This is a genomic window from Nodularia sp. LEGE 04288, assembly GCF_963896525.1.
GTDB lineage: Bacteria > Cyanobacteriota > Cyanobacteriia > Cyanobacteriales > Nostocaceae > Nodularia.
In genome coordinates this window covers 37,989-60,424 of the sequence record NZ_CAWQOY010000097.1, presented here as the reverse complement: position 1 = coordinate 60,424, position 22,436 = coordinate 37,989, and the positions used below count along the sequence as shown (strand labels likewise).

The following is a 22,436-nucleotide window of genomic DNA, read 5'->3' as shown; positions in this document are numbered from 1 at the left end:
TAATTCGTAATTAATTAAGGTTATAACTCCTCAATCTATTTATTTATGGAAAAAATAAACTTTTTTCCGTCGATAACAATTACGAATTACGAGTTATCAATTACGAATTATTCAGTTGGGGGAGCAACTGGGGTAGTTGTTTGTTGTTGACGCTGTTCGCGTTTTTTGCGATCAGCCGAGAGCATATCTGCCATAACTATGATCGCTTGAGCCATCTTTTCTAGGTTAGAACTGTACAGTTCCAAATCCTTGCTGAGTTTTTCATCAGATAGATGTAAACCAGTCGCAATAGTTTTAAATGCTTCAGTGCGTTGCTTTTCATCCTTGACTAATTCTGGATCGGACTGTTCTAACAACGTGAATAAACCAACTGCAAATAAGCGGCTGTATTTAAATTCAGGATTGTTAGCGATCGCTTGCAATTGTGCTTGCAAGTCAGAATCTCGATCTAAATGAGTGCTTTGGCTTAACCATGCAATTAAATCATTGACTGGGATGTTTTTAGCCAAAGCTTGTAGCCGTTCAGCATCCTGTCGGTAGCGTTGCGGTTCTTGCTCTAAAGCCTGACATAAGGACTGGAAAATTGATTCCTGATCTCTTTCTGGTAGGTAGCCTTGCATAAAGCGATCAAAGCTTGTGACGACACCCAAGGCATAAATTGGATTGTAGTTAAAACCGCTATTGACCGATAGTAGATGCATTTCTACCATCAACTCTTCTACCACCCGACGATAAATTGTGTTAATGGGCCGGGTGTGAAGAGAGTAAAAAGCTCGCTTTGTATCTGAAACAGTACGGACGTTATTCACAAATAAAATGTTAAGAATGTTAAGGGCGACGTTATTATATTTTGTCGCTTAAAGGCTACTTTGCCAAGTTCAGGTTTCCGATCAGTGTCATCTATGAGTTTTGCGCCAAATTTAATTGCCCTGGGTGAGTATTTAGCTGGTAAATTTGATAATCAAGAACAAGCTTTAGCAGATTCCGCTTGGTTTGTCCATTTACATCTTTGGCAAAGACCAGTGGATCTGTTTACAGAAGACAGTATCACCTTGTTTGCCGAGCAAGCTAATATTGTCAACTTAGACCATCCCTATCGCCAGCGAATTATGCGGTTGATGTCGGGGCGCAGTCCTGATGCACCCTTGCAGCTACAGTACTATATGTTTAAAGATCCCAGTGCCTTCAGTGGTGCAGGACGTAATCCGGCTTTACTCAAAACATTGACGGTGGATCAATTAGATTTACTACCAGGCTGCATCCTTACAGTTACAGAAACATTAGCTGCCAACAGCTATCAGTTTACTGCTACTCAACCGCCAAATACTCGTTGCTGCTTTACTTATCTGAACCAGACTGTCCAAGTTTCTTTGGGATTTGTCGCCACAGCCGTAGAGTTCCACAGCTACGATAAAGGAATTGACTCGGATACGGGCAAAGCCACCTGGGGAGCCATTTTAGGCCCTTATCGCTACACAAAACGAGAACAGTATTGACACTCACGAGACTCCAATTTTCTTTGTACAGGCGCGATTGATCGCGTCTGTACGCAGCATTTTGTTAACTGGCGATACTACGGGGTACGCCTTCTAAAGCTTCCTCTTGGGTTTCAAAGATTTCAAATACTGTATCCATCATTGTGACTTCAAATACGAGTTTTGCTTCTGGATGTACATTACAGATACGGAAACTGCCCTTGACTTTATCAGCATCACGCATCCCCGCCACCAAAGACGTGAGACCAGAACTATCAATAAAATTTACCTGACCGAGATTGACAACAACATGGTGACTGAGTTTGGAAATACATTCCTGTAACTTCAGACGAAACTGCCAAGCTGTAGTGATATCTAAGCGTCCTGCTGGTGTTAAGACAATAACGGTATTGTCATCTTGGGTTGTGTATGTGGTTTGTTCTATTTGAATCACTAAGCCTCCCCCTGGCACTAGTCTAAATTGAGTTTGGGATTGGTGAGCCAAAAAAAACTTGTTTTGAGAATTTTTACTTTCACATCACGAGAAAACTTTCCAGTGATTTTGTCAGTTAATTGACTCACCAGCCACCGAATTATCCAGTATTGATACTTGAAATTAACAAGATACAGATGACATCTACTAAACTAATTGTCAGCAATACAGTCTAGGCTTCTCAGTGACTTCTGCGATAGCCTTCGGCAGGGCGTAGCCCATCGCATCGGACATTTCCTGAGCTTTGGCTTTAGGTCCCTGTGATGCCCTATCGGTGACATTTAGTAGTTTAACTCACCACAACACTGATGAGTAGCTTTTAAGCGCTAGGTGTCCAATTTACCCAATCTTGAGGTTTAAGGAAGGTTTCATACAACTCGGCTTCTGGAGTATTGGGTTGTGGCTGATAACCGTATTCCCAACGCACCAAGGGTGGTAAAGACATCAAAATAGATTCTGTCCGTCCGTTGGTTTGGAGTCCAAAAATCGTGCCTCGGTCATAAACCAAATTAAACTCTACATACCGGCCGCGACGATAAAGTTGGAAATTCCGTTCGCGATCGCCATATTCCATCCCATGTCGCCGTTTCACAATTGGCACATAAGCAGGCAAAAAGGCTGCACCACAGTCTTGGACAAAAGCAAACAATTCTTCCCAACTGCGTGGTGCTGGTTTTCCCACTTGGTCACTGTATGCAGCCGCCGCCCCATGAGGGTCAGTACCACCATACAAACCACTTTCACTGTGTTGATAATCAAAAAATAGACCACCGACACCCCGTGTCTCATTCCGATGCTTGAGGTAGAAATATTCATCACACCAGCGCTTAAACACTGGATAATACTCCGGGTTATGCTTGTCGCAAGCCTGCTTCAGCGTTTGATGTAAATGTGTTGCATCTTCGGCAAAAGGGTAATAGGGTGTCAAGTCAACACCACCACCAAACCACCAAACTGGCCCAGCTTCAAAATAGCGATAATTCAGATGGACTGTCGGCACATAAGGATTGCGTGGGTGTAAAACCATTGAAGTGCCAGTCACATAAAAGCTGTGTCCTTCGGCATCAGGTCGTTGGGCTAAAATTGAAGGCGGTAGACGATCGCCCCAAACTTCCGAAAAACCTACACCTGCTTGTTCAAAGATGGCTCCATCACGTAAGATGCGCGATCGCCCACCACCACCTTCAGGGCGTTCCCAACCATCTTCCTTAAACTTACCGACACCATCTAGCTCCGTCAAGTTTTGCGAAATTTCGTCTTGCAACCGTTGCATAAACTGACGAACCCTAGTCTTAGCCTCAGTCGGTGGTAAAAACTGAGATGATGCTGCTTCTACAGTTGGCGTTTGCGAGTTAGTCAACATAGATTCCCGAACCTAAATTACAATTTCCAAAAAACCACAAATTAGTTCATTTAAACATTTGTGGGCAATACGAGCCAATAATCAGGACGAATTTGCCTAATCTACTTTTTTTTTACTTGTGAGCATTTACGCCATTAATGGGCGTGACTAGAGTTATTTTCCCTCAAATGCGTATAGGCTTGTATATTGACTGAGTTTTATTTGTACTTCTTGATGTAAACATTCTGGTATCAATACCAGACTCTGGTTAATTAGTCTACAACTGGTCTCCACTTTGAGACCTTGATCAGGTACTGTCATCCAGGGTTACTCACCATACCAGAGTTATCAGCAAGTGCATAGCGAGGAGGATTTAGGCAAATGCGAAGTTGGTTATCCAAATTCATCCACCGCAAACATCGCTGGTTTTGCGCTTCTCTGGTAAAGACCTATCGAGAAATTAGTTCTGTTTCTGTAGATGAAATATGGCTAAAGATAGTTGACTTAACCGACGTGTCCTGGCATCCATTGCTCAAAAGTACCAACGTTCCCTACGGATTAGTACCCAAACCCGGATTAATTTACCAAGCCGTCACCCGCTTTTCGCCCATTCCCATCCGGATTTTCGTAGAGCGTGTTAAACCTAACGAAATGTTAAGTATCCGAGTCATGGCCATTCCAGGAATCGAAGAACGGGTGACTTACCGAGTCGAGTCAACAGTTTGTGGAACTTGTTTGTCTTATTCGGTAACCTTCCGGGGTTGGTTATCGCCCCTGATTTGGTCATTATCCCGCCCTTATGCAGATCGTGTGGCACGTTCCCTAGTGGAGTCCGTAGAAAACAAGGCATTGCAAACCGTGTCAGGAAATAAAAATTCACTTTTTTAGGAAATGGGGAGTAGGGGAGGGAAGAGGCAGGGGAGCAGGGAGCAGGGAGCAGGGGGGAGAAGACGGTAACTTCCCAATGACCAATGACCAATGACTAATGACGTTCCAAAGAAAGTTAAGATTTGAGGAGATGATAATAAAATTTTCTTAAATTTTGTTACGGCAGTAACAGTGAAAACAGTATGTACGATGTTCTCGATTCCCGCTCTGTCTTAGAAGTTTTGCGACCAGTAGAAGACCCAGAACTCCGCAAGAGTTTGGTGGAACTGAATATGATTCGCAATGTCAAAATTGACGCTGGTAAGGTTAGCTTCACTTTGGTGTTGACGACACCCGCCTGTCCCTTACGCGAATTTATTGTTGAAGATTGTAAAAAAGCGGTTAAAAAATTACCTGGCGTTACAGAAATCAACGTAGATGTAACCGCAGAAACACCCCAACAAAAAAGTTTGCCAGATCGGACTGGAATTATTGGGGTGAAAAATATTCTGGCTGTTTCCAGTGGTAAAGGCGGTGTTGGTAAAAGCACAGTAGCGGTGAATGTCGCTGTGGCCTTAGCGCAAACAGGGGCGAAGGTGGGATTACTCGATGCCGATATTTACGGCCCCAACGACCCGACTATGCTGGGGTTGGCTGATGCGGAAATTGTGGTGCGTTCCACAGACAAAGGTGACATTCTCGAACCTGCTTTTAATCACGGTGTCAAATTAGTTTCAATGGGCTTTTTGATTGACCGAGATCAGCCAGTGGTTTGGCGGGGTCCCATGCTGAATGGTGTCATTCGTCAGTTTCTCTATCAAGTGGAATGGGGAGAACTGGATTATTTAATCGTAGATATGCCGCCGGGAACTGGTGATGCTCAGTTAACTTTAACTCAATCAGTACCAATGTCAGGGGCAGTAATTGTTACGACACCGCAAAATGTCGCCTTGTTAGATTCACGTAAAGGTTTGCGGATGTTCCAGCAAATGAACGTCCCTGTTTTGGGAATAGTCGAAAATATGAGTTACTTTATTCCGCCAGATATGCCAGATAAGCAGTATGACATCTTCGGTTCTGGTGGTGGTTCCAAGACAGCAGCTGAGTTGGGAGTGCCTTTACTGGGATGTATCCCCCTGGAGATTTCTACCAGAATTGGCGGTGATAATGGTGTGCCAATAGTCGTTGCTGATCCTGATTCTGCTTCGGCAAAAGCATTAAAAGCGATCGCACTGAATATTGCAGGTAAAATATCAGTTGCGGCTCTGACATAATCAATTTCTAGTTTTGCCTGATTCCTGGGCTACAGCCTGGGAATACAAATAAATATTCATCAATAACTTTACAGTCTAAAATCACACAATGTTGTTAAAACGTTCGCGCCCCAAAAGTCGCTGGAAGTCTTGGGTTAAGCCCTGGCAACAAATAGATTGGCTACTATTTTGCCTAACTATTGGTGTCAGTATGTTTGGTGGACTGATGATCATGAGTACGGAACTAACACAAGCAGTAGCTGACTGGTGGGCGCACTGGCTGGTGGCTGGAATCGGTGTTTTAATAGCTTTGTTTTTAGCTCGTACCCGGTATGAAAATCTGATTAAGTGGCATTGGGTAACATACGCCCTAACGAACATCAGCCTGATTGGCGTGATGATTATTGGCACTACTGCTAAAGGGGCGCAACGATGGATTACCATTGGTGACTTCAACGTGCAGCCTTCGGAATTTGCCAAAATCGGGATGATTATCACCTTAGCGGCTGTTTTACACAAGCGCACAGCAGCTAGTATAAACAATGTCTTCCGCGCTTTAGGAATCACGGCTATTCCTTGGGCATTAATCTTTTTGCAGCCAGATTTAGCAACATCCTTGGTATTTGGTGCGATCGTCTTAGGAATGCTGTATTGGGCAAATGCTAATCCAGGCTGGCTGATACTAATGATTTCGCCGATCATTTCTGCGATTCTTTTTAGTATAAGTTGGCCTTTGTCAGAGCCGATAGTTTTATTTAAAATACTATCTTTCGGACTTTTATGGTTAGTTTGGGTAGTCGCTATGGGCATTTTGGGTTGGCTAACTCTCCCCTGGCGTAAATCTCTCCTCAACGGTATTGGTGCATCAGCTATTAATATCTTAGGTGGTAAATTAGGAGTCTTTGCCTGGAACAATCTATTGAGAGATTATCAAAAAGACCGCCTGACTGTATTTCTCAAACCTGGATACGACATTCTCGGAGTTGGGTATCACCAACATCAATCTCGCATTGCTATTGGTGCTGGTGAAGTTTGGGGATGGGGTTTGTTCAAAGGGCCAATGACACAATTAAATTTCGTACCCGAACAACATACAGACTTTATTTTCTCCGCAGTGGGTGAAGAATTTGGTTTTGTTGGTTGTTTAGTAGTATTGTTTATCTTCTGCTTGATTTGCTTTCGCCTATTGCGGATAGCTCAAACTGCCAAAGATAACTTTGGTTCATTGTTAGCTATTGGTGTTTTATCAATGATTGTGTTTCAGCTAATTGTTAACGTCGGGATGACCGTTGGTTTAGCGCCTGTAGCCGGAATTCCCCTACCTTGGATGAGTTACGGACGTTCAGCCATGTTGACCAATTTCATTGCTTTAGGATTAGTTGAATCAGTAGCAAATTTTCGACAACAGAAGCAGTCTTATTGGTCAAGCTTTTAGATAAGTCCGTCGTTGTGATTAATACAGCATATTGCAGGTAAATGGCGTACAAACCAAAATTATAAAACTCTTGTGGTGCGGGCATCTTGCCCGCAATTGGTGTACGCCAAATCAGAACCGCCCTTGTGTAAATCGCGTAGCGGATTGAGATTAATTTAAATCAAGACTGGAACTTTCGGCTCCATTGTTCTGCACATAAACATCTCTGATCGGAAAGGGAATTTGGATGCCTTCTTGTTGATAGCGTTTATGCAATTTCTTAATAAATAAATGTTTAGCAATGCGCTGGTCAAAATATTCATTTACCCGCATATATAATTTAAAATCTATACTACAATCATTAAAAGTATGAAATCTAATATTAGGTTCAATTTCCATTAATTCTGGTGCAACTTCTTGCATGACATCTTTGGCTACTTCTACAGTCACCCTTTCGACTTTTTCTAAATCACTATCGTAACCGACACCCACATCCATTGTTAAAGTAATTGCCTTGACTGGTAGATGATAGTTAGTAAAAATTGCCGATGCCAGCCGAGAATTAGGTACAATAATTATATTATTTTTAAGTTCTTTAATAGTTGTATTTCGCCAAGTGATATCTGTAACGTAACCTTCATATCCATCATCTAATTTGACATAATCTCCAGTTCTGACTTGCTGAGAGATAATCAGATAAAAACCAGAAAATAAATTTGCCAGTGTATCTTGAAGCGCCAAGCCCACGGCTAAACCACCAACACCTAAAGTTGTGACTATGGGTGTAACTTCCACACCTACAGTTTGCAAGAGGATGAGTGTTCCTAAAATTAAAACAGCAATCTTCGCTAGGTTAGAAATTAATGATGCTGGTACTCCTTCGGTTCTCTGGATGAATAAATTCACAAAGCCAGCAGTCAATCTAGCCAAGACTAACGTCACTGTGTAGAGAAATAAAACGGTAATTATTTTTTGCAGGAGACTTTTAAGATCATCATTGATATTCAGAGAAGAATAAACAATTGCACCGAAAAACCCTGCTAGCAAAAACCACAGAAAGGTCATGCGGTGTAAGGCTTGAAATATGATTTCACCACCTGGTATTTGTTTTTCGACAACAAATTTCCTCAGTTTTTTGAAGATAACTTTTTCACCAATTACCCCAGCCAGCAAGCCGACCAGAATAAATGCTATTGGTACAATCCATTGCTGCATCATTAATCTTGAATTATAGATTTTGGTTAAAAATTTTAATGTCTCTGCCGTCAAGATAGCATAAATGGCGCTGACAACAGCGATTACTTGCAAGCGCCAAAAAAATAGTTATATATATTTATGGTTAAGGAACTAGTTGGAAAGTTAACTGAACCTCTTGCCTTGAAATTAAGACTGTTGATACTTTGGACGACGATTGAACCAATAAAGTCCCAACAGGGAGAAACCAATAAGCGCTCCAGGTTCAGGAGTACTGACTGGTGTTCCAGGTCCAGGATTGACTGGTGTTGTGATCCGACCAAACAAGAATGCAGTACTAGCTCTGTTCTCTTCTGTAACCAAACTAGAAATCGGATTCAAACTGTTAGCAGTGCTACTAAAGCCGGCTAGTTGCAGAGTAAATTCTTCTCCATCGATCAAGAATGTCTGATCAGTAAAGCCAGAACCAAAAGTTATCCTGTCATCACAGGGTGTATTACTAATCTGAAAACTCGGACAGGTTACAAAGGGTCCGTTGAGTGTTTCGGCAATATTAAATGTGTATTTGAAGTTTTGTATGCTTCCTATGTCGAGGCTAACGTCTAAATCTACAGCACTAGGACCAGTACCACTACTCACAGGAAAGTTAAAGTGAGTGAATGTACCCAGCAAAAAGTTGGTTTCCGTATCAATAATTACAGATGGTGGTGCAGCACTATCAAACTTGAATCCACTTTGTTCACTACCAAAAAGAGCTGGCGTACCCCAGCGAATCTCATCAGTACCAAGACCATTTATTGATGTCCCACCAATCGGATTCGCCCAACTACCCGTAACTGAGTTTAAAGTAAGACTGGCAGCAACAGCAGGTATGGCATTTGCCAACAATAGGGATAAGGTTGCAGCTGATACAATTGCTGAAGTAGAAATAGTAGATTTACCCAAAGTCTTCATTTCCGGTTAATTCCGATTATTGGACTATAACTGTCGTTTTCAGTATATCACTGCCAAAATTTATTTTTTCATCTTTACCGTAATTTCACAATGCACTCCTAAGTGAAAACCGAAAGAAGGATTTATTTTTTTATATACTGAAGAGTTTTTACTGTGAAAAATATTGTGCTGAATCATGCACCAAGGGAATGGAAGTCACAAGCCAGTTGCTGATTATTTTTGTATTATTACTATTCCCAATACTTTCTCAGTATATTTAGCACGAGAATATGGTTGACAATAAATATTATGGAATTACCAATTATTTACCATCCAGATTATATTGCGCCACTGCCGGCAGGGCATCGCTTCCCGATGTCCAAGTTCCGACAACTTTATGAATTGCTGTTAACTGATGGTGTAGCGCAAACCGAACAATTTCACACACCCAAACGCCCACCCCCGGAGTTAATCGAGTTGGTTCATACTCCAGAATATGTTCAAGCTTATTGCGAGGGAACACTAGAACCCAAAGCACAGCGTCGTATTGGGTTGCCTTGGAGTCCAGCCTTGGTAAATCGTACCTGTGTAGCGGTTGGTGGTACAATAATGACGGCTCAGATGGCACTAACTCAAGGGTTAGCTTGTAATACGGCTGGTGGTACTCATCATGCTTTTCCTAGTTATGGTTCTGGTTTTTGTATTTTCAACGATTTAGCGATCGCTTGTCGCGTTTTACAAAAACTCGGACTTGTAGAGAAAATTCTGATTGTGGATTTAGATGTGCATCAAGGGGATGGTACAGCTTTCATTTTCCAAGGAGATGAGAGTGTATTTACTTTTTCCATGCACTGTGAAGTTAATTTTCCCGGTACTAAACAAACCAGTGATTTGGATGTTCCCCTGACGGAGGGAATGGAAGATGATGCTTATTTGCAAACTTTGGCGAATTATTTACCAGATTTATTAGCGAATATCCAGCCAGATTTAGTATTATACGATGCCGGGGTCGATCCTCATATAGGCGATCGCTTGGGAAAATTAGCCCTGAGTGATACGGGAATTTTTCTCCGGGAAATGCAGGTTTTAAGTACCTGTGTAGGTGCTGGCTATCCTGTGGCTTGTGTTATTGGTGGCGGGTACGCTGATGATATGAAGTCTCTGGTTTGGCGACATTCTTTGCTGCATCGGGCGGCTAGTCAGGTTTATCATCAGTATAGATTATAAGTTGGGTGAAATATGGATTTAGTTTCACGCAGAGGCGCAGAGGCGCAAAGGAAGAGGGAGGAGGAGAATTCGGCGCGGCTTTATGAGGAAATACTATACATTTTTATCTGTGTTCATCTGTGGTTCCTGACTTATTCCCCAAACACTAAAGTTTATTATCTCACTCCACATTAGGAAGTTTAAGATTATCTATGCCCACTTTTGCTAACAATCGCAGTTCAGAAAGCTGGAGCTATAAATGCGTCGGAGCAGTGGCGAAGGATGAGATAATAGATTTACTGGGTGATCAAGTTTGTCTATTTTATGTGCGTCGTCAAGGTGCGGGTAAACATCAAAATGAGGAAATTTGGCAGTTAACAATTGCAACTGATAGAGATGATTTTCCCTTACCTGTAAAGCTGGAAAAGCAAGGGAAAACTTTAGGTTTAATCGCAGCCATTCAAGAAGATGGGCGAGGCGGTTTAAAAGTTTTATCTACTCGGTTATTACAAATTTCACGGGGACAAGCTGATGGTTATGCTGTTCCTTTTCGCTTACGTCTGCTACCTCATGAGCAACATCGTTTAGGCATTCCCAAAGCAGCATTGGCACGGATAGAAAAGATGCCAATTTGTGGTGATCATATACCCACAGAAGACCAATTGCAAGCTTGGAAAGCATTTTTACAAGTTGAGGAAAATATCGCGAAAGCACGTCAGTTTTGTGTGGCTTTTGTCGGTAATGATTATGGGAATAATACCAGACAAATTACTTTTGAAGTAGATGTAAATTCAGCTACTCTCGACGGTTCTGAACAAAATTATTTAAATGTAGCTAGTTTTTGGGAACGGGTAAAACGTTCAAAAAACCAAGAAGTCAAACTTTCGGATACTGTTCCTACAGGAAAACTCACTCATAAAATTCCTAAATTCGGTTCAATTGAAAAAGTTGATCCGAAAAATTGTTTAATTAAAGTTAAATTAGAACGGGAATTGGCTGAATATATCGCCACACAACGTTATCAGCCGCCAGTGAAGGGATTTTTGTTTTTTGATGCTGCTGGTGATATTCAACAAGTGCGGCGGAAGAAAGAAGCCTTAGAACAATTAAAGCACGGACAAACTCAAAATCCTTATTTGGGTAATTTCTTATTCGACGCTTCTCAGGCGAGGCGCATGAAAAAGATTGTCGAACTTCACGCAGATGATTTGTTGTTATCTTCTGCTAATGCTGGACAAAAAGCCGCAGTGGAAAAGGTATTAGCATCTGAGGATTTAATTCTAATTCAAGGACCACCGGGGACTGGTAAAACTACCGTAATTGCGGAGATTTGCTATCAAATAGCCTTGCGGGGTGGACGAACTCTCATTGCTTCTCAAGCTAATCTAGCTGTGGATAATGCCCTTAGTAGATTAGTTCATAACCCAGTGATTCGGGCTGTACGCAAAGGACGCGCTGAGAGAGTCGGGGAAGAAGGACAGCCATTTTTAGAAGACAAAGTGATTGGGACATGGTTGGAAAATACGGCTACTGACTGTGAAAATAGTCTTGGTAAACGTTTGGAAAATGTCCAATTTTTGGGAAATTTGTTGGTTGAATTACCACGATTTACCGATTATTTACAGTTAGAATCACACCTGAATCAGCAACAAAATGAATTTAATCAGCAAAAGGAAGCTTTAGCAGCAACCTGTAAAATTCAAGAAGCAACTTATCAGCAAAGTTTAGATAAAATAAATCAGGTTGAATCTATTCAGTTAGGCTTAGATTATCTCCTCAAAAATGCCCCAAATATCAATTGGGAAGCGCCGGAAGTTAAAAATTCTTTACCACATCTTCAGCCATACACAGAGGGTAATGTTTTAATTCAAGATTTTTTGACAAATGTTAGTCAAGCTATCAATTGCACTGATGAACTTGGTTTAGTGCGTCCTGCTTATGGTGCATTTGGATTAGCCGTTTGGTTAGGTGAAAGTGTAGCTGATAAAATTGCTGATTTTAGAATAGCATTCAGTTACGCCCAAGATGCGATTTTAGTCATGTCGGAAGTTGCAGAAGCGGTATCGATGATTCCACAAAATTCTCCTCATCTGAATCAACCAGAAATAGATGAGCAGGAATTTATCGCCAAACGGCAAATTTTACAGCAGACAATTCAAGGTTGGCAAAATCGCCAACGCGAAATTGATTATGTGATTGCAGCTATTAAGGAATGGAAGTTTACAGCACCTGTGGTATTATCTCAAACAGTCAAAGAATGTCAGCAATCAGGACAAACATTAACAGAAGATTTGGTGCAATTACCACTGGGTTTGTTGATGTTTGCTAATCAATTAAAGTTAACTATAGTACCGAAAAAATATCAGATACATTTGCCAGATTGTCAAGCTTTAGAAAAAGCTTTGATGTATGAAACGGAAGGCGGCTTTGTTGATAGAATCGGTAAACAGTATAATTTTAGTTACTTTTTAGAGCAAAATTTTAGTCAGATTCCCATCGTGCTATCAGCGAGCGATCGCACTCAATGGCGTAAAATCCATGAAGAGTTTAAGAATTATCAACTCCTCAACCCAAATCAGCGCAAGTTGCTGGTGGAAAATACTCAGTTGTTTTTAACCAGAATGCAAACAGTATATGGTAAAGCCTGGGAATTAAATAACCTCGACTCTACTGTGAAATACATTAGCGAAGACTTACTCACAAATATCCTCGCAAATGCGCGCCAATGTATCGCACGAGTTAAGGCTGAAACGGAACAACAGCTTCAGTCTCTCCAACAGCGATTACTTGAACTTGAGAAATACAGAACTACTCAACAACAAATATCTGCTACTTCGTCTCAAATCGAAACTGCTAATTTCAAACTGGAACAAGTTATCCAGATTTTGCAATTACTGAACCAGCAGCAAAATGTCCCTGATAAATTACGGGCTTTAGTTACAGAATATCTGACAACACAATCAAAAATTTGGGAACATTTCCAAGAATTTGCAACTCAGGTAAATGCTGGGGTAAGTTATCTCAGCAATTTAGAAACTTTAATTCCATCAATTGCACCGTTCCAAGTTTTAGAGACTATCAAAAAGTCTTTAGATGAGCAGATATTAATTATAGAACAAGAAAATACACTTGCTCAAAAGCAACTGAAACAAATCCAAACCCAACTAAATAAATTAGATAAGGAACCACAGATACAGCCCAGCGAAGATTTAATTTTATCAAAAAATTGGTGGGAAAATTTCTGGCAAACCATACCTGATAAATTTCAGCCAGCAGATATCCATGCAGATTTATTTAATCTGGAATTTTTACACAGGATAAAAGCACAGTTTGATGCTTGGCAAAATCAACTGACTGAAGAGGAAAATTATCTCAGCCGCTACCAAGATTTTACCAAAGATTGGATCGCCAAAGTCAAAAATCCATCAGAACGCGATCGCAACGATTTAAGACGGATTTATTTAGATAATGCTAACGTCGTTGGAATTACTTGTGTACAAGCTGCAAATTATAATTTTTCCCAAGAATTTAAAGCCTTTGATGTCGTCATCATCGATGAAGTAAGTAAGTGTACTCCACCAGAGTTACTTATCCCCGCTTTAAAAGGCAAAAAGTTAGTCTTGGTAGGTGACCATCGACAATTACCACCCATGCTGGATACTAGCACAGTGGAAGAAGTTGCCCAATCACTTGGAAGTACCAAATCAGAATTGCAATTTTTAGAAGAATCATTATTTAAAATTCAGTTTGAAGCTGCTGATAAAAGCGTCAAACAAATGCTGAATACACAATATAGAATGCACCCCTTTATTATGGGAGCAATCAATCAGTTTTATCATGGTAAATTAGAATGTGGACTTTTAGAACCTGACACCCAACGCGCCCATAATTTGACAGGGGAAATTATTCAAAAAAATCATCATCTTGTTTGGGTGAAAATGCCCAGAGAAGATAAATTTCAAGAAGAACGGGAAAATACTTCCTTTTCTAATCTGCGTGAAATTGATGTCATTGAAAACCTATGTCAGCAATTCGAGGATACTTGGGCTGCTAAAGTTGCTAATGGGGAACCTAAAAAGGAAATTGCGGTAATTACATTCTATGGCGCGCAACTGAGAAAAATTGATGACCGGTTACAATCTGAACTTTTTCCTTCATTGGAAATTCGCACGGGTACAGTTGATAGATTTCAAGGAATGGAACGCGCAGTGGTAATTGTGAGTATGGTGAGGAATAATCATCAAGGCGATGTCGGTTTTGCAAAGAAACCAGAACGGGTGAATGTGGCTTTTTCTCGCGCCCAGGAATTACTGGTAATTGTGGGTTGTCACGACTTATTTACCCGCCAAGGCGGAAAAGTTGGAGATATGTATTTAGAGATTTCTCGTACTGTCGATAGTCAAGGAGGTTTCGTTGATGTTTCTCGCTGCTGCGGCTAAACCTATTGACAACAAACTCATAAATTTAGTAGAGGAAATTACCGCCAAAAATCCTGAATTATCAGTTTTAGCCGCACGGGAATTTCGCTATAGTTTACATCAAACTCCTGTAGAATTGTCTATTCGGGAACCGCGCGAATTTAACGTCCTCGAAGAATTTATTATCCGCGCTGGAATTGAATTTACACCTCCACCCACTGAAGATCAATTAGCATCTATATTGGGACTTGACCCGATATTTGTCCGCAGTACCACTGCAAATCTGCAAGCATTACAAACTTTATCCGCAACATCGCCAATTACAGTTACAGATGAAGGGCGTGATTTTTACGCTAAGGGTTCTGTACCACAACTGCCATATCCTATCCAAATATATGCTGTTTCCGATGCTTTAGACGGCAAGCTGATATTTCATGCTGAACCATTAAATGATGCTTCTTTAACTTTACCTGATTTAGCTGAATTTATCAAAATTGCGCGAAAAATTAATGATATATCTGCTTTATCAATTGAGAAATTACAGAAATGTATTCAGTTGTCAGGTTTAGATTTTCATGTCCCAGAATTGGGGAAAATTGTTACTAGCTGTAAAGTTTTAGCCCCGGCGCAAATCATTTGGAAAAATATATCTTTGTTTGTGGTTTTCGATGCTGGGGAAAATAAATTGAGTATCGAAATCAGAAGCGGTAAGCAAATTTTAGAGTCAGCATCAAAACGAATGGACGTGCTGCAAAGTAAAGGTAAAATACCTTGGCAAACTTTATGCAAATTATCCAATGAAGCTATCAATTTGGAGCGTGAAGCTACTCTTAATCATAAAAATATAGAAATAGAATCTAGACTGGAAAAACTTAGCCAAGGAGCTTTAAAGTTACGCGATGCGGAAATTACTCCCACTTTTCGAGAAAGTTTAAATTCGGCAAAACGTCAAATTCTCATCTACTCTCCTTCGTTGAATAAAGCTGTTATTAATGAAGAATTTTTAACGCTGTTGCAAAAATTGGCTAATCGTGGAGTGTGGATTTTAATTGGATATGGAGTTTCACTAAAAGAAGCAGATGTGGAAATCTCTATATCACCAGAAGTAGCAAAAAAACTCCACGCTATCAAAACGCCTCATGGTTTACCATCTGTACAGGTTTTCTGGCTGGGAAATTCCCATGTTAAAGAAATTATAGTTGATCAAGAAATTCATTTTTATGGATTTTATGACTGGATTTCTTGTGGTGGTGAAAATTTACCACAGGGTGAGTCTGTCTATCAAGTTACTATTCCTCAGCAAGTTGCAGAATCATATCAGTTTCTGGCTCATCGTTGCCAAAATTATGCCCAAACACAATGGAATTTTGCTTTAGAAAACCATGATTTTCAAATGGCTGTAGAATCTTTGTGTGTTTGGGGGGCGCTAAATATGCAAAATATCGCACTCAAGGAGATACAACAAAGCAAATGGTGGGAACTTCTCCCAGTGTGGTTAAATATTCTACTTCACGATTTAACGTCACAAAAAATACTAGATGATTCCATAAATTTACCAACTGCATTTTCTTTGCTGAGTCAATTTTCCGGGGAGGAAGCTTTTATGGAGTCGTTACAGCAGGGATGGCGGAAAGTTATCAATGCGATCGCATCTCACAAACCTGAAACTGCTTTAAACTTACTTAGTCAGCAAGTATGGGCGGAATTTATCCGTCTCAATATTGCTCAGGAGAACGATTCACCGGATAAGTTTATCATGGGACAAAGTTCATCTCCCAAAAAAAAGAAACCGAAAACTTGAGAAATATTTCATCCTATCAATACTTGTAATTTTACAATATATATGTTATTCGATGCTCGGAAAAACTTAATTGTTAAATAATTCTAAATTTTAAGTTAATTTAAATGTAGATGCAGAAATTCGTCTAATTCGATACAATTCTTAGATTAGGAGAGGCGAGGAGAACAAAGTGGTTCTATTAAAAGGCTTCGAGATTGAGATGTATACTGGTACGCCTCAAGGTGAAATAGTCGGTCTCTCCGACAAAATTGTGGACTCTTTGGATGGGTTTGTGCGGGAACCAGATAGCCGCAATGTGGAATACATCACAGCACCACTGAATAATTATGAACAGTTATTGTGTGCTTTGCTACGTCCCCGCCGACAGTTACGCAACTATCTCCAGAGTTTAGGCAATTACACTTTGATTCCTGGTAGTACTTTGTCTTTGGGTGGCAGCGATCGCTTTTTTCGTTCTGACCCCAGTAGCCCCTATCATGACTACATTGAAAATACCTACGGGACAAAAGTAGTTACGGCCAGCGTTCATATTAATATCGGCATCAGTGATCCAGAAATATTAATGCGGGCTTGTCGGCTAATTCGGTTAGAAGCGCCTTTATTCCTCGCCTTGAGTGCCTCATCTCCCTTCCTGGATGGCAATGCTACGGGTTATCATTCCAGTCGTTGGGCTGTGTTTCCGCAAACGCCCGCCCATGTTCCCTTATTTACCAGCCACGCCCATCATATCCAATGGGTGGAATCACAGATAGCTGCTGGAACCATGCAAAATGTGCGGCATTTGTGGACATCGGTAAGACCAAATGGCGATCGCCGTCCTCATGACCTGAATCGCCTGGAATTACGCATTTGTGACTTAGTTACCGATCCCATTGCTTTATTAGCCATTGCAGCCTTCCTAGAAGCGCGTTTGTTGCAGTTAATCGCCAACCCTGATCTCGATCCGTTAACTCAAAGCACTTTTTCCCCGGAAGAACTGCTTGCTATCACCGCCAGGAACGAAGCCGCCGCAGCTACTGCTAGTCTCGATGCTGAATTACAACATTGGCAAGATGGCAGAACTATTATCGCTAGAGATTGGATTGCTGAACTATATGAACAAGTTTGGGCGATCGCTAAACAACATGGTTTTAGCTGTTTTCTTTCTCCTTTGCAGAAAATTCTCCGCGGAGGTAACGAAGCCCAACAGTGGTTACAACTCCACGCAGTCGGTTTTGACTCCCAGCGCGTGATCACTCAGGCTATTGTGGCGACTGAAGAACGGGAAGTTGAACTTGAAAATAAATTGTGTTCGCCTCTGGTAGTTTAAATTTTCTGTTTTCATCCCCAGAATAGATTTGGCGAGAGAAACCCCAAAAATCTTTTCTCTCCCAAAAATTCTTTATGCTTGATGAAAGCCAAAATATGTGCTAGCGCAGGTTTAAAAAAAATTATCTTTTGTTTAAAAAATTTAATCTTTAGGTATGATTTGATATTTATTAATAAAACCTATGAATGGACTCGATCATTAGATAGAAAAGTATCTTTTTAGTATATAATTACACAATTAAGTATTTTTACAGACAATGCCCCAGGTCGTTTTAGTTTATCCGCAAATACCCCCAAACACAGGCAATATTGCGCGTACTTGTGCCGCTACGGGTACAGAATTACATTTAGTAGCACCTTTGGGGTTTGAAATTAGCGATCGCTACCTCAAAAGAGCCGGGTTAGATTACTGGCCTTATGTCAAGCTGCATTATCACGAATCCCTAGAAGCCTTTCAAGCCACACATCAAGAACGTGGAGGTAGGTGCTTAGGCTTCACTGTCAGGGGTAATTTTAATTACACCAGCTTTGAATTTCAAGCCGACGATTGGTTGCTTTTTGGTAGTGAAACCACAGGTTTACCATCAACAATTCTCTCAGATTGTGATGCTACCGTTTATATTCCGATGGCACAGCCTCATGTTCGCAGCTTGAATCTTTCGGTAAGTGTCGCCGTAAGTTTGTTTGAAGCCCGTCGTCAGTTGGGTTATTTACTGTAATTATGGACAGATACTCGGCAAGTAATAATACTGACTAAATCGCCAAGAATCATCCCAGATTGTGATTTTCTCCCCAACAATCACTCTCAGTAGGCAAAAAATATCATGATAATTTATACATAAATATCTGATAACCCTAGTTTTAGTGTGCAACACACACCACAACAAGCGGATTAATATAAGAAATTTGTATATCAAATTCGAGCGTATACCGAATTTGGATGATAAATTTTGATGAACTTAAGTCGGCGTGACTAGGAAAATAAAAATAGTCAAACCTTTTCTCGTCATGTATTTGAGCTATTTTTGGGGAATAGGTAATTTCCAGGAGGACAAAAGTAGTGATAAGTTTGTACGGTTGATTTTTAGGGCTGAATCAACGTAAGGTCTCGTGTTGGTAAGGCGGATCGAGTAGAAAAACCTTGAATATATCTACAGCAGAGGGCAGAGCTTTTCCTGAAGTCAAACTTACCTATTGTTGACAGCCGCAATGGGCTTGGTGAATATATAATTATTCTTCAGTCCTAGCAACCGTTGCACAAGAAGTGAAGACAAAGATCAAAAGCAAACGTTCTATGGTGTGTAGGAGTGAACGGGACAAGTAAGCACAGCAATTTTGAAGTTTTGCATTCCATGTGTGAACTTGTCTAAATCAGAGAAGCAAGTTAATCTTGCGTAAGTATCTCTGGTGAAAGTGATCTTGATCTATCATTCGATGTGATCTAAATCATGGACTAGTATCCGACTGAAAAATCGAGATCAGTTAAGCGCTAGTGATCATAGGAGGTCGTCTTTGAAACGAGCATTGAAAAAAAGAGAAAAGGCTGTGCTGAAAAATACCCCCAGCAGTGATGATGCCCTAGTGGAACACCTAGAACCCCTAAATATTGTAGTTAATCCCAAGGTTAACCGCCGGGCGCGGACACAAGCCGCCATGATTGGTTTGGCTATCTCAATGGGAGCAACGAGCCTTTTGGTGACTCGACAAAGCGATCAAGCCCAAGCAGCCGCTCCTGTTGGTAACCAAAAGGCAGCCACAACAATTCCTGCGGCTTCTGACAATACAGTGAAATTTGCTTCCACAAAGCTAGAGACTCAAACAGTCTTATTAGCCAGCTTGCCAGAAAATTCTGTCATCGTGGAACCAACAGCAATTTCACAGTTACAAGGGCTTGAAGCTAAATGGCAAGTTGCGGCAAGTGGAATGTCTGTGCAAATTCCGGCTCCGACATCAGAATCTCACAAAACTTCCTTGTATTTACAATCCCCAGTATCACAGGGATTGTCAACAGGAATCGAGTCAAATGAGACAGTACAAAAACTGTCCAGTGCTGATAGCGTTACTAATGAAACTGACGAACCAACTGCGTATCTAACCAGCGAACCACAACCACAGGCACGGGAAACCACAGATCCCAGTGGTGAAATGAACGCTCAACTGAAGGCGCAGCAGGAATTTGCACTAAATCGCTTACAAGAAAAATCGAACCGTTTAAGAAACAGTCTGGCGGAGTTGCGGTCTGAGGAGACCCAAGTTTTATCAAAAAATGACATAGCTCTAACACAGCCGAAAACGACACAAACAGCGCCAGAAATCAGCGCCAGTCCAACGGTAGTAGAAGAGTCATCAACTTTCCACAATGACAACACAGAAGGTTTAGTATCGAGGTTAAAACAAAGATCACAAACCAGTGAGTCAAACCCGGAAGCCTTAACAATACCCGTAGCAGCTACACCGCAAATGGTGGCCTTCTCTGGTAATACAGGTTACGAGGTTAAACCTGGAGACACACTAGCGGCGATCGCGAGTAGATACAATATTTCTATATCAGAACTAGTCAAGGCAAATCATCTTAGCAATCCGAATCAACTTAAAATTAGCCAAAGACTGATTATTCCTGTGACTCAGGTTAATCGCTCAACAGGTATTCCCATCCCAGTGGTAGTGAACTCCAATAGCGGCTATTCCAGTAGTCCGCCACAGCTAGTCAACTACTCGGTGAACACTGCTAATAACTACCCCAATCTCCCTGCTGCTTCATCACAGTTGCCATCATCTGGGAATAACAACAGTTTAACTATCCCCACACCAGTAACTGCGAATAACCAGATACAGGTAAATACTGTTATAGCCACAGAGAGCGAATCTACTAGTCCTAATACACTGGGACTAGGTGGTGATACACCAATACCACCAATTTTTGCCGAAATCCAGCAGGCTCAAAAATCCACAGAGCCAGCGGTAAGCACAAAAGATAACGAAGGTCTGCGCGTCTTACGTGGAGATATCCAGAGATTACAGGAGAAACCCCGCAACCAGCAGTCTGGGATTGCAACCAGGCCCGCCGCTACTGAACCAGAGCCAGCTGCTGTACCGACTGCCGTTGCTCAAACAAACAGCCTACACGCGGAAATCCGGAAATTACAGGAGAAATATCGCAGCCAAGAATCTGGGAATGGAATCAGGACATTGGCGAATGAACGTGAAACAGCTCCCATAGCCACTGCCGTTGTTCAAAGAAATAGTCCAGAAGCGGAAATCCAGAGATTACGCGAGGAATATCGTCAGCAACAGTCGGGGAATACAATCAGGCCTGCCGCGAATGAACGTGAAAAAGCTCCCATAGCAATTCCTGTTGTTAAGCCAAATAATGCCACGGCTTCTCAACCTGCTTCCGGACAAAACAATGCGTCGATTCCCATTCGTGTTCCCAGCCTGAATTTACCTGGCTATGGTCAATCGGCTAATTCTCAAATCCGTAATCCTCGTGCCAACGAGCCAATCAATCCAGAGTTTTCCTCCAGTCTCCGTGCATCTGGTCCGAGAACAGTCACATCTGCCAGAGGTGCTGACATCTCTGACACTCTCGGAAACTTGCGGGGAAGCCGTGTTACTCCACAATTACAGCCACAGTTACCGCCTTTGGCAGCAGTGGAACAATACTTACCCAGACCAATTGACGCGAATACACCCCCCCCTTCAACAGGTACAACAAGCTATATGTGGCCTGCAAAAGGTGTACTTACCTCCGGCTATGGTAGACGCTGGGGAAGAATGCACAGGGGTATTGACATTGCTAACGCCACTGGCACACCAGTTTTCGCAGCCGCCGACGGTGTAGTGGCAAAATCTGGCTGGAACAGAGGTGGTTACGGCATTCTTGTGGAGATTCGCCATGCCGATGGCACGATGACTCGCTATGCTCACAATAGCCGGACTTTAGTGCGCGCAGGTCAAGAGGTGACCCAAGGGCAACAAATTGCTGACATGGGTAGCACTGGTTTTAGTACTGGGCCACACACTCACTTTGAAATCCACCCAGCAGGTAAGGGAGCCAAAGATCCGATTGCCTTCTTACCCAAGGAACGGCTGTAATTTCTTACTGAGGTTGAAATAAATAATGATCTGATTTTTAGAGGGAGCCAAACTCCCTCTTTTGCTTTCTATTTATCAACTGTTTCTGCCTTTGGCCAAAACTGCTTTAAAATTTCCCCAGGCTGACGATCCCAGGTATCGATATGCTCATAGATTAATGTGTCTTGGTTAAGTTTATATGTCGAATAGCCATTGAAAAATAGACTGGCTTTCCAGGGAACACGCAAAACTCCGCGAACTGTCCACTTGGCTAAAATAGTATCCTTTGCTGGCTGCGATACTTCATGCAAGTCAAAGTAAATTTGCGTAAAAAATAGCCGCGCGTGAAATCGCAACGTCCAAAATATAATCCGATAGTTGAATTTCCATTTAAATTTATTTACAGGGTCTTGAAAGTAGATATCCTGCGTATAAATGTCATAACTGATATCTTTTTCAAAAAGTGTTGGTAAATCTTCTTGAAGCGTCTTGATTACTTGTTCAATCTGCAATTGAGATTCCACGGGTCTTGTCCTTGATAAAATATTTTTTAATTATCCATATTTGATATCTTGTACCTACCTCATTTCCCGGTGCGATGGGAACTTAGCACGAGATTTCCTAGATGTGGGTAATCACAAGTTGGGACAGTCAGAGT

The 22,436-nt window shown here is 41.5% G+C and carries 16 protein-coding genes; 10 read left to right on the top strand and 6 right to left on the bottom strand.

Going from position 1 to position 22,436, the window contains the following annotated elements:
* Window positions 1-107: 107 nt before the first annotated feature.
* Complete coding sequence (gene psb29, locus AACX33_RS09070; protein ID WP_193998136.1) at window positions 108-809, bottom strand: photosystem II biogenesis protein Psp29; 702 nt, start codon at window positions 807-809, stop codon at window positions 108-110.
* A 93-nt stretch (window positions 810-902) separates the two neighbouring features.
* On the opposite strand from psb29, the gene AACX33_RS09065 reads away from it, so the two are divergent.
* Window positions 903-1,496 carry a chromophore lyase CpcT/CpeT gene (locus AACX33_RS09065; protein ID WP_193998135.1) on the top strand — a complete coding sequence of 198 codons (594 nt, stop codon included), beginning with the start codon at window positions 903-905 and terminating at the stop codon, window positions 1,494-1,496.
* A gap of 64 nt (window positions 1,497-1,560) precedes the next feature.
* Here the strand turns inward: AACX33_RS09065 and AACX33_RS09060 are convergent, their stop codons facing one another.
* Both AACX33_RS09060 and hemF read right to left on the bottom strand, forming a co-directional pair.
* Complete coding sequence (locus AACX33_RS09060; RefSeq protein WP_193998134.1) at window positions 1,561-1,929, bottom strand: anti-sigma factor antagonist; 369 nt, start codon at window positions 1,927-1,929, stop codon at window positions 1,561-1,563.
* 358 nt (window positions 1,930-2,287) lie between these two features.
* Window positions 2,288-3,331 carry an oxygen-dependent coproporphyrinogen oxidase gene (gene hemF, locus AACX33_RS09055; RefSeq protein WP_193998133.1) on the bottom strand — a complete coding sequence of 348 codons (1,044 nt, stop codon included), beginning with the start codon at window positions 3,329-3,331 and terminating at the stop codon, window positions 2,288-2,290.
* Between the two features lie 360 nt (window positions 3,332-3,691).
* Between hemF and AACX33_RS09050 the strand changes: the two genes are divergently transcribed.
* The 3 genes from AACX33_RS09050 to rodA all read left to right on the top strand — a co-directional run bounded on the left by AACX33_RS09050 (window position 3,692) and on the right by rodA (window position 6,865).
* The gene (locus AACX33_RS09050) at window positions 3,692-4,198 is read left to right on the top strand and encodes an SRPBCC family protein (RefSeq protein ID WP_193998132.1); all 507 of its coding nucleotides are present in this window, start codon (window positions 3,692-3,694) and stop codon (window positions 4,196-4,198) included.
* Window positions 4,199-4,380: 182 nt separating this feature from the next.
* Window positions 4,381-5,451 (top strand): Mrp/NBP35 family ATP-binding protein, encoded by a 1,071-nt coding sequence (locus AACX33_RS09045; protein ID WP_193998131.1) that lies wholly within the window; start codon window positions 4,381-4,383, stop codon window positions 5,449-5,451.
* An 88-nt stretch (window positions 5,452-5,539) separates the two neighbouring features.
* A complete protein-coding gene (rodA, locus tag AACX33_RS09040; protein ID WP_193998130.1) occupies window positions 5,540-6,865 on the top strand; it encodes a rod shape-determining protein RodA in 1,326 nt (441 codons plus the stop codon).
* A 150-nt stretch (window positions 6,866-7,015) separates the two neighbouring features.
* Here rodA and AACX33_RS09035 read toward each other — a convergent pair whose 3' ends face one another.
* Window positions 7,016-8,059, bottom strand: a complete 1,044-nt coding sequence (locus AACX33_RS09035; protein ID WP_193998379.1) for a mechanosensitive ion channel family protein — start codon at window positions 8,057-8,059, stop codon at window positions 7,016-7,018.
* A gap of 168 nt (window positions 8,060-8,227) precedes the next feature.
* Complete coding sequence (locus tag AACX33_RS09030) at window positions 8,228-8,992, bottom strand: THxN family PEP-CTERM protein (protein WP_193998129.1); 765 nt, start codon at window positions 8,990-8,992, stop codon at window positions 8,228-8,230.
* A 288-nt stretch (window positions 8,993-9,280) separates the two neighbouring features.
* Here AACX33_RS09030 and AACX33_RS09025 point away from each other — a divergent pair, with 288 nt between their 5' ends.
* From AACX33_RS09025 to AACX33_RS09000, 6 genes are all read left to right on the top strand, one after another.
* Window positions 9,281-10,198: a histone deacetylase family protein gene (locus AACX33_RS09025; protein ID WP_193998128.1), complete on the top strand. Its 918-nt coding sequence runs from the start codon at window positions 9,281-9,283 to the stop codon at window positions 10,196-10,198.
* Between the two features lie 191 nt (window positions 10,199-10,389).
* Entirely contained in the window at window positions 10,390-14,616 is a 4,227-nt protein-coding gene (locus AACX33_RS09020) for an AAA domain-containing protein (RefSeq protein WP_193998127.1), read from the top strand.
* On the top strand, window positions 14,594-16,396 hold the full coding sequence (locus AACX33_RS09015; protein WP_193998126.1) for a hypothetical protein: 1,803 nt from the start codon (window positions 14,594-14,596) through the stop codon (window positions 16,394-16,396). Before AACX33_RS09020 ends, AACX33_RS09015 begins: the two co-directional genes overlap by 23 nt.
* Window positions 16,397-16,565: 169 nt before the next feature.
* Complete coding sequence (gene gshA / locus AACX33_RS09010; protein ID WP_193998125.1) at window positions 16,566-17,705, top strand: glutamate--cysteine ligase; 1,140 nt, start codon at window positions 16,566-16,568, stop codon at window positions 17,703-17,705.
* Between the two features lie 256 nt (window positions 17,706-17,961).
* Window positions 17,962-18,423: a tRNA (uridine(34)/cytosine(34)/5-carboxymethylaminomethyluridine(34)-2'-O)-methyltransferase TrmL gene (trmL, locus tag AACX33_RS09005; protein WP_193998124.1), complete on the top strand. Its 462-nt coding sequence runs from the start codon at window positions 17,962-17,964 to the stop codon at window positions 18,421-18,423.
* 793 nt (window positions 18,424-19,216) lie between these two features.
* Window positions 19,217-21,799, top strand: a complete 2,583-nt coding sequence (locus AACX33_RS09000; RefSeq protein ID WP_193998123.1) for a peptidoglycan DD-metalloendopeptidase family protein — start codon at window positions 19,217-19,219, stop codon at window positions 21,797-21,799.
* A 68-nt stretch (window positions 21,800-21,867) separates the two neighbouring features.
* Here AACX33_RS09000 and AACX33_RS08995 read toward each other — a convergent pair whose 3' ends face one another.
* Window positions 21,868-22,302 (bottom strand): DUF2358 domain-containing protein, encoded by a 435-nt coding sequence (locus tag AACX33_RS08995; protein ID WP_193998122.1) that lies wholly within the window; start codon window positions 22,300-22,302, stop codon window positions 21,868-21,870.
* Window positions 22,303-22,436 lie beyond the last annotated feature (134 nt).

Coding starts and splice junctions, on each gene's coding strand:
- AACX33_RS09035 (WP_193998379.1), bottom strand. CDS start 8,059: ATGCAGCAATGGATTGTACCAATAGCATTTATTCTGGTCGGCTTGCTG.
- AACX33_RS09020 (WP_193998127.1), top strand. CDS start 10,390: ATGCCCACTTTTGCTAACAATCGCAGTTCAGAAAGCTGGAGCTATAAA.
- AACX33_RS09015 (WP_193998126.1), top strand. CDS start 14,594: ATGTTTCTCGCTGCTGCGGCTAAACCTATTGACAACAAACTCATAAAT.
- AACX33_RS09045 (WP_193998131.1), top strand. CDS start 4,381: ATGTACGATGTTCTCGATTCCCGCTCTGTCTTAGAAGTTTTGCGACCA.
- trmL (WP_193998124.1), top strand. CDS start 17,962: ATGCCCCAGGTCGTTTTAGTTTATCCGCAAATACCCCCAAACACAGGC.
- AACX33_RS09025 (WP_193998128.1), top strand. CDS start 9,281: ATGGAATTACCAATTATTTACCATCCAGATTATATTGCGCCACTGCCG.
- hemF (WP_193998133.1), bottom strand. CDS start 3,331: ATGTTGACTAACTCGCAAACGCCAACTGTAGAAGCAGCATCATCTCAG.
- AACX33_RS09030 (WP_193998129.1), bottom strand. CDS start 8,992: ATGAAGACTTTGGGTAAATCTACTATTTCTACTTCAGCAATTGTATCA.
- rodA (WP_193998130.1), top strand. CDS start 5,540: ATGTTGTTAAAACGTTCGCGCCCCAAAAGTCGCTGGAAGTCTTGGGTT.
- AACX33_RS09050 (WP_193998132.1), top strand. CDS start 3,692: ATGCGAAGTTGGTTATCCAAATTCATCCACCGCAAACATCGCTGGTTT.
- AACX33_RS09065 (WP_193998135.1), top strand. CDS start 903: ATGAGTTTTGCGCCAAATTTAATTGCCCTGGGTGAGTATTTAGCTGGT.